Source organism: Streptomyces bohaiensis, assembly GCF_012033785.1.
GTDB lineage: Bacteria > Actinomycetota > Actinomycetes > Streptomycetales > Streptomycetaceae > Streptomyces > Streptomyces bohaiensis.
This window is the reverse complement of record NZ_JAAVJC010000154.1, coordinates 1-11494: the sequence shown is the minus strand read 5'-3', so window position 1 is coordinate 11494 and position 11494 is coordinate 1. Positions and strand designations below refer to the sequence as shown.

At 73.4% G+C, this 11494-nt stretch carries 9 protein-coding genes; 7 read left to right on the top strand and 2 right to left on the bottom strand.

Annotated elements, in window-relative coordinates; translation table 11 throughout:
- The first annotated feature begins 284 nt into the window (after positions 1 to 284).
- From HCN52_RS16385 to araA, 4 genes are all read left to right on the top strand, one after another.
- The gene (locus HCN52_RS16385; protein ID WP_168089198.1) at positions 285 to 1274 is read left to right on the top strand and encodes a LacI family DNA-binding transcriptional regulator; all 990 of its coding nucleotides are present in this window, start codon (positions 285 to 287) and stop codon (positions 1272 to 1274) included.
- A 199-nt stretch (positions 1275 to 1473) separates the two neighbouring features.
- A complete protein-coding gene (gene araB, locus HCN52_RS16380; protein WP_168089197.1) occupies positions 1474 to 3159 on the top strand; it encodes a ribulokinase in 1686 nt (561 codons plus the stop codon).
- Positions 3156 to 3842, top strand: coding sequence for an L-ribulose-5-phosphate 4-epimerase (locus tag HCN52_RS16375; protein WP_168089196.1), 687 nt, complete (start codon positions 3156 to 3158; stop codon positions 3840 to 3842). The genes araB and HCN52_RS16375 overlap by 4 nt, the downstream gene beginning before the upstream one ends.
- Entirely contained in the window at positions 3839 to 5359 is a 1521-nt protein-coding gene (araA, locus tag HCN52_RS16370) for an L-arabinose isomerase (RefSeq protein ID WP_168089195.1), read from the top strand. Before HCN52_RS16375 ends, araA begins: the two co-directional genes overlap by 4 nt.
- A gap of 145 nt (positions 5360 to 5504) precedes the next feature.
- On the opposite strand, the gene HCN52_RS16365 is transcribed toward araA, so the two are convergent.
- Complete coding sequence (locus tag HCN52_RS16365) at positions 5505 to 5846, bottom strand: hypothetical protein (protein WP_168089194.1); 342 nt, start codon at positions 5844 to 5846, stop codon at positions 5505 to 5507.
- Between the two features lie 255 nt (positions 5847 to 6101).
- Between HCN52_RS16365 and HCN52_RS16360 the strand changes: the two genes are divergently transcribed.
- Positions 6102 to 6950: a DUF1206 domain-containing protein gene (locus HCN52_RS16360; protein ID WP_168089193.1), complete on the top strand. Its 849-nt coding sequence runs from the start codon at positions 6102 to 6104 to the stop codon at positions 6948 to 6950.
- 71 nt (positions 6951 to 7021) lie between these two features.
- Positions 7022 to 7909, top strand: a complete 888-nt coding sequence (locus HCN52_RS16355) for an SGNH/GDSL hydrolase family protein (RefSeq protein ID WP_168089192.1) — start codon at positions 7022 to 7024, stop codon at positions 7907 to 7909.
- Positions 7910 to 7973: 64 nt separating this feature from the next.
- Here HCN52_RS16355 and HCN52_RS16350 read toward each other — a convergent pair whose 3' ends face one another.
- Positions 7974 to 8759 (bottom strand): metal-dependent hydrolase, encoded by a 786-nt coding sequence (locus HCN52_RS16350; RefSeq protein WP_168089191.1) that lies wholly within the window; start codon positions 8757 to 8759, stop codon positions 7974 to 7976.
- A gap of 156 nt (positions 8760 to 8915) precedes the next feature.
- Between HCN52_RS16350 and HCN52_RS16345 the strand changes: the two genes are divergently transcribed.
- Positions 8916 to 11441, top strand: a complete 2526-nt coding sequence (locus HCN52_RS16345) for a DEAD/DEAH box helicase (RefSeq protein ID WP_168089190.1) — start codon at positions 8916 to 8918, stop codon at positions 11439 to 11441.
- Positions 11442 to 11494 lie beyond the last annotated feature (53 nt).

The following is an 11494-nucleotide window of genomic DNA, read 5'->3' as shown; positions in this document are numbered from 1 at the left end:
CGCTGGGCGCGGCGCTGCACGCCGCGGTCGCCGCCGGCGCGCATGCCGACATCCGCACGGCGGCCGAGGCCATGGGGGCGGTCGACCGGGCGGTCCCCCCCCCCCGCCCCCCCCCCCCCCCCGGGCGCCGGGTCGCGACGGCGTGAACCGAGTAGCCTGGTGCGGACCCGGCGCCCGACGTGACCTGCGACGCGCCGGACCGGCCCGCGCTGCGACGGCCGACGGCTTGGGGAGGTCCCGTGGAGGAGACCGCGGCGCCCGTGCGGGCGCCGAGGGAACCGGCGATGAGTGACGTCGCCAAGCTCGCGGGGGTCTCGCACCAGACGGTCTCCCGGGTGCTCAACGGCCACCCGAACGTGCGCCGGCAGACGCAACTGCGGGTGCGCGCGGCCATCGAGGAGCTGGGGTACCGGCCCAACCGCGCGGCCCGCACCCTGGTGACCGGTAGGTCGCAGCTGATCGGGGTGGTGACCCAGAACTCCACCCTCTACGGGCCGTCGTCCCTGCTGGCCTCGTTCGAGCTGGCCGCGGCGGCGCGCGGGTTCGTGGTGAGCGTGCGGCGGGTACGGGAGCTGGACCGCGCGTCGATCACCGCAGCGGTCGAGCACCACCGCGACCAGCGGGTGGCGGGCATCGTGGTGATAGCGCCCACGGGCCCTGCCGACGCGGCGCTGTCCCAGGTCCCGGGGGACGTGCCGCTGGTCGCGGTGGACGGCGACCCGGGACGGCACGGCGCCGCGCTGGTGACGGTCGACCAGGAGGCGGGGGCATACGCGGCCACCGCCCTTCTGCTGGCGGCCGGGCACCGGACGGTGTGGCACGTCTCCGGGCCGGAGGACTGGTTCGACGCGGCGGGCCGCGTCCGCGGATGGCAGCGCGCGCTGCGCGAGGCCGGGGCGGAGGTGCCGCCGGTCAGCACCGGCGACTGGAGCGCGGCCTCCGGGTACCGGGCGGGGCAGTTGCTGGCGCGGATGCCGGAGGTGTCGGCAGTCTTCGCCGCCAACGACCACCAGGCGCTCGGCGTGCTGCGGGCGCTGGCCGAACGGGGCCGCCGGGTGCCCGAGGACGTCAGCGTCGTGGGGTTCGACGACGTGCCGGAGGCGCCGTACTTCATTCCGCCGCTGACGACCGTGCGACCCGACTTCGACGCGGTGGCGGAGCAGACCCTCTCCCTGCTGCTGGACCGGATGGCCGGTCGGGGCGAGGGCGCGCCCACGCGGACGATCACCCCCACGCTGGTGGAGCGCGCCAGCGTGGCGCCGCCTCCCGCCTGACCCGCGCCCGCCGCTCGACCACACGCCCCGACCGCACGCGTCGCCCGGCCCGGTGCGCCGGTCCGGCGGGCGCTCGGGGCGTCGACGACCACCGTGCTCCGTGCTCACTGTGCGTGTGCCACCTCTTGACGTGCGTGATGTTAGCGATAACAATCCCTGCTCGAACGCTCGAACCAGCTCAACGCACGGAGGTGAGGCCATGACGCGGACGTCCGAGGCACTGGTCGTCGGTGTCGACTTCGGCACCCTGTCGGGACGGGCGGTGGTGGTACGCGTCCGCGACGGAGCCGAACTGGGCACCGGTGTCCACCCGTACCGGCACGGCGTCCTCGACGAGGCGCTTCCGTCGGCCGCGGGCGGCGAACGGCTGCCGCCCGACTGGGCCCTGCAGGTGCCCGACGACTACCGCGAGGTGCTGCGGCACGCCGTACCCGCGGCCCTTGCCGACGCCGGGGCCGACCCGGCCGACGTGGTGGGCCTGGGCACCGCGTTCACCGCGTGCACCATGGTGCCCACCACGGCGTCCGGCACACCGCTGTGCGAACTGCCCGGGCTGGCCGAACGCCCCCACGCCTACGCCAAGCTGTGGAAGCACCACGCCGCGCAGGGCCAGGCCGACCGGATCAACGCGCTGGCTCGGGAGCGGGCCGAGCCCTGGCTCGCCCGGTACGGCGGACTGATCTCCTCGGAGTGGGAGTTCGCGAAGGCGCTGCAGATCCTGGAGGAGGACCCCGAGGTCTACGCCGCCACCGAGTGCTGGGTCGAGGCGGCCGACTGGATCGTGTGGGAACTGACCGGCACCCACGTCCGCAACGCGTGCAGCGCCGGCTACAAGGGCATCCTCCAGGACGGCGCCTACCCCGACCCCGCGTTCCTGGGGGCGCTCCATCCGGGTTTCGCCTCGTTCGTCCCGGACAAGCTGGAGCAGCCCACGGGCCGACTCGGGGACCGCGCGGGCGGGCTCGACGCCCGCGCGGCGGGCTGGACCGGGCTCCCCGAAGGGATCGCGGTCTGCGTGGGCAACGTCGACGCGCATGTGACCGCGCCGGCGGCGGGAGCGGTGGAGCCGGGTCAGATGGTCGCCATCATGGGCACCTCCACCTGCCATGTGATGAGCGCGGAGCACCTGGCCGAGGTCCCCGGGATGTGCGGTGTCGTGGACGGCGGGATCGTCCCCGGACTGTGGGGGTACGAGGCCGGCCAGAGCGGAGTGGGCGACATCTTCGCCTGGTACGTGGAGAACCAGGTGCCGCCCGTGTACCACGACCGGGCCCGCGACGCCGGCCTCACCGTCCATGAGCTCCTCTCCGAACTGGCCGCACAGCAGGGGGTGGGCGAGCACGGGCTGCTGGCACTGGACTGGCACAACGGCAACCGGTCGGTCCTGGTCGACCACGAGCTCTCGGGTCTGGTGCTGGGCCAGACGCTGGCGACCCGCGCCGAGGACGTCTACCGCGCGCTGCTGGAGGCGACCGCCTTCGGTACCCGCGTCATCGTGGAGACCTTCGCCGCCGCGGGCGTGCCCGTGACCGAACTCGTGGTGGCGGGCGGGCTGGTGCGCAACCCGCTGCTGATGCGGATCTACGCCGACGTCCTCGGCATGCCGCTGTCGGTCATCCGTTCCGCGCAGGGGCCCGCGCTGGGCGCGGCGCTGCACGCCGCGGTCGCCGCCGGCGCGCATGCCGACATCCGCACGGCGGCCGAGGCCATGGGGGCGGTCGACCGGGCGGTCCACCGCCCCGACCCCGCCGCCACCGCCGTCTACGACCAACTGTTCGCGGAGTACCGGGCGCTGCACGACACCTTCGGGCGCGGCGCCAACGACGTGATGCACACACTGCGGGCGCTGCGCCGCTCGGCCGTCGAGGCGAGGGAGACGTCATGACCCACACCGAAGCGGTGGCGGCGCTGCGCGGGACGGTGGCGGCGCTCCACCGGGAGCTGACGCGCTACGAACTGGTCATCTGGACCGCCGGCAACGTCTCGGCGAGGGTGCCGGGCGCCGACCTCATGGTGATCAAGCCGTCGGGCGTCTCCTACGAGGAGCTCGGCCCGGACTCCATGGTCGTCACCGACCTCCACGGCCGCCTGGTGGAGGGTGAGTTCGCCCCGTCCTCGGACACCGCGGCCCACGCCTACGTGTACCGGCACATGCCGGAGGTCGGCGGTGTCGTCCACACCCACTCCCCCTATGCGACGGCCTGGTCGGCGCTGGGGGAACCCATCCCCTGCGTACTGACGATGATGGCCGACGAGTTCGGGGGGCCGGTGCCGGTGGGGCCGTTCGCCATGATCGGCGACGACTCCATCGGGCGGGGCATCGTGGAGACGCTGCGCGGCAGCCGTTCGACGGCGGTCCTGATGAGCGGCCACGGGCCGTTCACCGTCGGCCGGGACGCGCGGGCCGCCGTGAAGTCGGCCGTCATGCTGGAGGACGTCGCCCGCACCGTGCATCTCGCCCGGCAGCTGGGCGACCCGCGGGAACTCGATCCGGCGGCGGTCACGCGGCTGTACGAGCGCTATCAGAACGTCTACGGGCAGTCCGATGCCCCCGAGGAGGCGCGATGACCACCGGCACCGACACCACCGGCCCCGCCGGCCCCGCCGGCACACCGACGGTCCGGTTCCTGACCGGAAGTCAGCACCTGTACGGGCCGGAGGTGCTGGATCAGGTCGCCGCGCAGTCCCGGGCGGTCGCCGAGCTGCTGCCCGGACCCGCACGGCTGGGGGCCCGGGTGGTGGCGCGGCCGGTCCTCACCGACGCGGCCGCGATCCGTGCCGAGCTCGCCGACGCCGACGCCGACCCGGACTGCGTGGGTGTCATCGCCTGGATGCACACCTTCTCCCCGGCGAAGATGTGGATCACGGGCCTGGACCGGCTCCGCAAGCCGCTGCTGCACCTGCACACGCAGCTCAACCGCGAACTCCCCTGGTCCACGATCGACATGGACTTCATGAACCTCAACCAGGCCGCCCACGGCGACCGGGAGTTCGGGTACGTGCAGACCAGGATCGGGACGCGGCGCAAGACGGTGGTGGGGCACGCCTCCGACCCGGCGGTCGCGGAGCGGATCGGTGACTGGGTCCGCGCGGCGGTCGGCCACCGCCGGCTGAGCTCGCTGCGGGTCGCGAGGTTCGGCGACAACATGCGGAACGTCGCGGTGACCGAGGGCGACAAGGTCGAGGCGGAACTGCGGTTCGGCGTCAGCGTCAACACCTACGCGGTCACCGACCTCGCCGATCGTGTGGACGGCGTCGGCGAGGGAGTGCTGGACGGCCTGGTGGAGGAGTACCTCGACAGCTACCGGGTGGCCCCGGAACTCGCGCCGGGCGGGGAGCGGCACGGTTCGCTGCGCTACGCCGCCCGCATCGAGGCCGCGCTGCGCGATTTCCTGGTGGAGGGCGACTTCGGAGCGTTCACCACCAACTTCGAGGACCTCGCCGGGCTGCGCCAGCTGCCGGGGCTCGCCGTGCAGCGGCTGATGGCCCAGGGGTACGGCTTCGGCGGTGAGGGAGACTGGAAGACCGCGGCGCTGCTCGCCACCGCCAAGACGATGGGCCGCGCCTCCTTCATGGAGGACTACACCTACCACTTCGGGCCGGGCGAGCCGAAGGTGCTCGGCGCGCACATGCTGGAGGTCTGCCCCTCCCTGGCGGCGCAGGCGCCCTCCTGCGAGATCCATCCGCTCTCGATCGGCGGCCGGGAGGATCCCGTGCGCCTGGTCTTCGACGCGGCGCCGGGCCCGGCGGCGGTCGTGGGCCTCGTCGACCTCGGCGGACGCTTCCGCCTCGTCGCCAACGAGATCGACGTCGTACCGCCGGACGAGCCGCTCCCCCGGCTGCCGGTGGCACGCGCGGTCTGGCGGCCGCGGCCGTCGCTGCCGGTCTCGGCCGAGTGCTGGCTGATGGCGGGCGGCCCGCACCACACGGTGCTCACCACCGCGGGCACCGGTGCCTGGCGCGACCTGGCGCGGATCACCGACACCGAGCTGCTGGTGATCGGCGACACCACCACCAGCGAGGGGTTCGAGGACCGGCTGCGGTGGAACCTGCCCCACCACCGGGCGGCCCAGGGGCTGGCCTGACGCCGCCTCCCGCCCCGCCCCGCCCCGCCCCGGTGCGGTGCGGTGCGGGGCGGGTGTCCGGCTGGTGCGGGTGAACACGGTCGGGCGCCCCGGCCGCTGCTCCGAATCGTCCGGATCGCGGCGGCGCCGGGGCGCGGGGCCGGGCTCAGCCGGCCACGCTGAGGACGAAGAACAAGGTCCACGCCTGTCCGCAGGCGCAGAGCACGCGGACGGGTGGGGACGTCCGGCCGACCGGCGCACAGAGCGCCCAGATCCCGAGCACCACCGACACCGTGAGGGCCACGTACACCTCTGCGCCGGTGGCGCAGGAGGGAACGGCGCAGGACGGTGCGCCGTACGGCGCCGCCCCGGGGCGCAGCGGGGCGGGAAGCAGCAGCGGCAGCAGCAGGAGCCCCATGGCGGCGGCCAGCCGGGCGCACCATCCCGCGGCGGCCGCCGTGTCGTCCTGATCTCCCGTGCGGCTCGGGTGCGCGGAGTCATTCTGCATGGTGGTAGCCAACCGGCCGCGCGGCACGGACGGTATCCGCTCTCGTACTCATCCCGCCCGCCCGCGGAGCTGGTGTCCTGAGTCGGGGGTGCGTCGGCCGCGACCGTGCCGACGGATCCCCGACTCGTGAGCCGAGGGGGAGGACGCGGTGGCGGGCCGTCGGGAGGCGCGTGCTTCCGCCGGCGGCGGCTCCGGCGTTTCCCCCGAGGTCACCGGGGCAGTCGGCCGTCAGTGGACCGGGCGCCGGGAGGCACGATGACAGGAACGATCGCCGACGAGGGCCGGCGTACCGCGAAGAAGGCCAAGAGCGGGGCCCGCGACGCACAGCGGAGTCCGGCGTTCCGTGCGCTGGCCAGGGCCGGACTGGTGTCACAGGCGGTCATCTACCTGCTGGTCGGCGTCCTCGCGCTGCGTGTCGCCTTCGACGGCGACGGCCAGCAGGCGGATCAGGGCGGGGCTCTGGAGGAACTGGCCCAGCAGCCGTTCGGCGCGGCGCTGGTGTGGGCGGTGGGCTGCGGCATCGGCGCGCTCGGGCTGTGGCGGCTGGCCCAGGCGCTGGTGGGCACCGCCGGTCCGGAGGGCCACACCGCGAAGAGCCGCATACCGATGGCCGGCGCCGCGGTGCTGTGCGCCGTCACCTCCTTCTCGGTGCTGGGCTTCGCCGCGGGCGAGCAGGACAGCGGCTCCAGCGACGAGCAGTCGCGGGACCTGACCGCACAGGCGATGGAGTGGCCCGCCGGTCGGTGGCTGGTGGGACTGGCGGGGCTGGTCGTCATCGGGGTCGGGGTGTGGATGGGCGTTCGGGCCGTGCGCCGCAAGTGGCGGGAGGAGTTGCGCCCCGGCGTGCCGAGGTGGGGCCGGCGCCTGCTGGATGTGCTCGGCACCGGCGGCGAACTGGCGCGCGGCCTGGTCTTCGCCACCGCCGGTTTCTTCGTCTGCCGCGCGGCGATCGTCTTCGATCCCGACGAGGCGGTGGGGCTGGACAATGCCCTGCGGTCGCTCGCCTCGGCGCCCGCCGGCCCCTGGGTCCTGACCGCCACGGCGGCGGGGCTGGCGTGCTACGGCGCCTTCGCCCTGGCGATGGCGCGCTGGCAGCGGATCTGACCCTGCCGCCGGCGCCGTGACCCCGGTGCGGGGGTGGACCCGGCCGCCCACCCGTTAGCATGGCGCACGCCATGGGGACACAGCCGCAGATCCGCAGTTTCGTCGCCGTCGGGGACTCGTTCACCGAGGGCATGTCCGACCTGATGCCCGACGGGAGCTACCGGGGGTGGGCCGATGCGCTCGCCGCACGCCTGGGCGCCCGCTCCCCCGACGGCTTCCGGTACGCCAATCTCGCCGTACGCGGCAAGCTCATCACGCAGATCGTGGACGAGCAGCTGCCGGCCGCCGCCGCGCTCGGCGCGGACCTGGTGACCCTGGTGGGAGGGCTCAACGACGCGCTGCGTCCCGGGTACGAACTCACGCGGGTCTGCGAGCAGCTGGAGAAGGCCGTCGCGACGCTGGCGCCGTCGTGCGGCACGCTCGTGCTGATGAAGACGCCCGGGCGGCGGGGTCCGGTGTTCGACCGCTACCGGCCGCGCATGCAGGAGCTGTTCGCCGAGATCGACGCGATCGGGGAACGCCACGGCGCGCTGGTGGTCGACCTCTACTCGGCGCGCTCCCTGGCCGACCAGCGCATGTGGGCCGATGACCGGCTCCACCTGACCGCCGAGGCCCACGCCCGGGTGGCGGAGGCCGTCTGGCAGCGGCTGGGTCTGCCGGCGGAGTCCGACTGGGAGGCGCCGATGCCGCCCTCCCCCGCCGCGCGCTGGGGATCGCGTCGCGCGGCGGACGTGCGCTTCGCCCGCGCCCATCTCTTCCCGTGGATCGGACGGCGGCTCACGGGCCGGTCCTCCGGCGACGGACGCTTCGGGGCGCAGATGGACCCCGCCACCCGGACGGCGTTCTGGGTGGGCCCGGGGGCAGGCGGCGCCGGGCCGGTCAGCGGCTGGTCGCGGCTGCCCGACGAGAGCGGCCCGGCCGCCTCGCGGGGGGAGCCGACCTCGGCCGAGGAGGTCTGACCGTCCCCCGGGACGCCGGCCGCGACCTCGCCCGTCCCGCTCGTCCGGGTCGTCGCGATCGCGGTCAGGCGAAGTACAGGGCGCCCGCGCCGCACACGCCACCGACCACCATGAAGGTCGGCATCAGCACGGCGTTCTCGACGTGCGACCCGGCACGGAAGCGCATGAAGGCGGGGGTCCCGGCGGGGTACCAGCGGCGTCCCTTGATCGACAGCGGCCAGAACATCGGGCACCCCGAGATGGTGATGCTGTCGCCGATGGTGTGGACGACGGAACCGAGAATGATCGGCAACCCGATCCAGAGGTAGGGATGGTCGGGGAACAGCCAGGCGGAGCCGTTGCCCGGCTGGTCGAGGATGCCGGCGAGGATCCAGGCGGCGGCCGCGCCGAGCATCCACACCAGCACGTCGCTGGAGGGGCGGGCGTGGCGCCACAGCAGGCCCTCCACGGCGAGGACCATGTGGATGAACAGGATGACCAGCACGGCCCAGCGGCCCCAGAAGATCGCCGCGGCCGAGAAGCCCACCCCTATCAGCACCGCCCAGACCCAGGTGTGCGTGAGGGTCCGGTGCCCACCGCTGCGCCGGCGGTCGCGTCGTCCCCGGGTCGCGTTGTAGACGGCGGCGGAGAGCTTGTCGATGAGGGCGGCCAACCACCGCGACGGCGGCCCGAAGGCCCTCGATATGGTCGCGGACTTGTGGTCGAGGTCGGGAGCGAGAGCGGCTCCCGCGCAGATCAGGGTGCCGGTCAGCAGCACGGCCCAGGGCATGGGTGCGCCCGCCCAGGAGGTGGCGAGGCCCACCCCCAGCCACGCCATCGCGCCGGACAGTGAGTGCGCAGGTCCCATCATCGACGTAACGCCCCGTCTCGTGTTGCAGGTTGGGAAGGATCAGGGCCCCGCCGCGTGCGCGGGTAGGTGCTCCGTGGCGCCACAGCGTAGCCCCAGTGGATCTTCGGATGATCAGCCGGTTCCCCCTCGCGGGCCGCGGACAGGCAAGATGGTCCGGTGACCCTCATCGACCAGATTCCTCCGGACGCCGATCCCGACGCTCTCTTCGACGCCTTCGCGTCGTGGACGACCGAGCGGGGGATCACCCTCTACCCCGCGCAGGAGGAAGCACTGATCGAAGTGGTCTCCGGCGCCAACGTGATCCTCTCCACCCCCACCGGGTCGGGGAAGTCCCTGGTCGCGGCGGGAGCGCACTTCTCGGCGCTGGCGCGGGACGAGGTCACCTTCTACACCGCGCCGATCAAGGCGCTGGTGTCGGAGAAGTTCTTCGAGCTGTGCAAGATCTTCGGGACCGAGAACGTCGGCATGCTCACCGGTGACGCCTCGGTGAACGCCGACGCCCCGGTGATCTGCTGCACCGCCGAGGTACTGGCCTCCATCGCCCTGCGGGACGGCCGCAACGCCGACATCGGCCAGGTGGTGATGGACGAGTTCCACTTCTACGCGGAGGCCGACCGCGGGTGGGCGTGGCAGATCCCGCTGCTGGAACTGCCTCAGGCGCAGTTCGTGCTGATGTCGGCGACGCTGGGGGACGTCAGCCGCTTCGAGGAGGACCTGACGCGCCGCACCGGCCGCTCCACCGCGGTGGTGCGGTCCGCGACGCGCCCGGTGCCGCTGAGCTACGAGTACCGGACGACCCCGCTGACGGAGACCCTCACCGAACTGCTGGAGACCCGCCAGTCGCCGGTCTACATCGTGCACTTCACCCAGGCGCAGGCCGTCGAGCGGGCGCAGGCGCTGATGAGCATCAACATGTGCACCCGGGCGGAGAAGGACCAGATCGCCGAACTGATCGGCAACTTCCGGTTCACCACCCGCTTCGGGCGCAACCTCTCCCGGTACGTGCGCCACGGCATCGGCGTGCACCACGCGGGGATGCTGCCGAAGTACCGCCGCCTGGTGGAGAAGCTCGCCCAGGCCGGCCTGCTGAAGGTCATCTGCGGCACCGACACGCTGGGCGTCGGCGTCAACGTCCCCATCCGGACGGTGCTGTTCACGGCGCTGACCAAGTACGACGGGACGCGGGTCCGCACGCTGCGCGCCCGCGAGTTCCACCAGATCGCCGGACGCGCCGGACGGGCCGGCTTCGACACCTCCGGCTTCGTGGTGGCGCAGGCGCCCGAGCACGTGGTGGAGAACGAGAAGGCGCTCGCCAAGGCCGGCGACGACCCGAAGAAGCGGCGCAAGGTGGTGCGCAAGAAGGCCCCCGAGGGTTTCGTGAACTGGGGGCAAAACACCTTCGAGAAGCTGATCGCGGCCGATCCGGAGCCGTTGACCAGCCGGTTCCGGGTCAGCCACGCGATGCTCCTGTCGGTGATCGCTCGCCCGGGCAACGCCTTCGACGCGATGCGGCGGCTGCTGGAGGACAACCACGAGCCGCGGCGGCAACAGCTGCGCCACATCCGGCGGGCCCTCGCGATCTACCGCTCGCTGCTGGACGGCGGCATCGTGGAGCGGCTGCCCGAGCCGGACCCCCAGGGCCGGATCGTGCGGCTGACCGTCGACCTCCAGGCGGACTTCGCTCTGAACCAGCCGCTCTCCACCTTCGCGCTGGCCGCGTTCGAGCTGCTGGAGCCGGAGTCGCCGAGCTACGCGCTGGACATGGTCTCGGTGGTGGAGGCGATTCTCGACGACCCCCGGCAGATCCTGGCCGCGCAGCAGAACAAGGCCCGGGGCGAGGCCGTGGGCCAGATGAAAGCGGACGGGATCGAGTACGAGGAGCGCATGGAGCGGCTGATGGACATCACCCATCCCAAGCCGCTGGAGGAGCAGCTCTTCCACGCCTACCACGTCTACCGCCACAGTCACCCGTGGGTCGGGGACCACCCGCTGTCGCCGAAGTCGGTCGTGCGCGACATGTACGAGCGGGCCATGACCTTCAGCGAGTTCGTCTCCCACTACGAGCTGGCCCGGACCGAGGGCATCGTGCTGCGGTACCTCGCCGGCGCCTACAAGGCGCTGGAGCACACGGTGCCGGACGACCTGAAGTCCGAGGACCTCCAGGACATCACCGCGTGGCTGGGCGAGCTGGTCCGCCAGGTCGACTCCAGCCTGCTCGACGAGTGGGAGCAGTTGGCCAACCCGGCCGAGGAGGACGCGGAGGAGGCCCGCGAGCGGGCGGACCAGGTGAAGCCGGTGACGGCCAACGCCCGTGCCTTCCGCGTACTGGTGCGCAACGCGCTCTTCCGCCGCGTGGAGCTGGCGGCGTTGGACCGGGCGGACGAACTCGGCTCCCTGGACTCCGAGTCGGGGTGGGACGCCGCCGCCTGGGGCGAGGCGCTGGACGCCTACTGGGAGGAGTACGACTCTCTGGGCACCGGGCCGGACGCCCGCGGCCCCAAGCTGCTGCAGATCGAGGAGGAGCCGGACGACGCGCTGTGGCGGGTCCGCCAGACCTTCCACGACCCGGCGGGCGACCACGACTGGGGCATCTCCGCCGAGGTGGACCTGACCGCCTCGGACGCGGAGGGTCGCGCGGTGCTGCGGGTCACCTCGGTGGGCAGGCTCTCGGACCTCCGCTGACCTCGCCGGTACGCCCGTCGCCGGGCCGCTGCGAGCAGGCGGCGGGCACCGGC

Excerpts from the sequence above, each read along its gene's own strand:
- HCN52_RS16385 (WP_168089198.1), top strand. The coding sequence starts at position 285 with ATGAGTGACGTCGCCAAGCTCGCGGGGGTCTCGCACCAGACGGTCTCC.
- araB (WP_168089197.1), top strand. The coding sequence starts at position 1,474 with ATGACGCGGACGTCCGAGGCACTGGTCGTCGGTGTCGACTTCGGCACC.
- HCN52_RS16375 (WP_168089196.1), top strand. The coding sequence starts at position 3,156 with ATGACCCACACCGAAGCGGTGGCGGCGCTGCGCGGGACGGTGGCGGCG.
- araA (WP_168089195.1), top strand. The coding sequence starts at position 3,839 with ATGACCACCGGCACCGACACCACCGGCCCCGCCGGCCCCGCCGGCACA.
- HCN52_RS16365 (WP_168089194.1), bottom strand. The coding sequence starts at position 5,846 with ATGCAGAATGACTCCGCGCACCCGAGCCGCACGGGAGATCAGGACGAC.
- HCN52_RS16360 (WP_168089193.1), top strand. The coding sequence starts at position 6,102 with ATGACAGGAACGATCGCCGACGAGGGCCGGCGTACCGCGAAGAAGGCC.
- HCN52_RS16355 (WP_168089192.1), top strand. The coding sequence starts at position 7,022 with ATGGGGACACAGCCGCAGATCCGCAGTTTCGTCGCCGTCGGGGACTCG.
- HCN52_RS16350 (WP_168089191.1), bottom strand. The coding sequence starts at position 8,759 with ATGATGGGACCTGCGCACTCACTGTCCGGCGCGATGGCGTGGCTGGGG.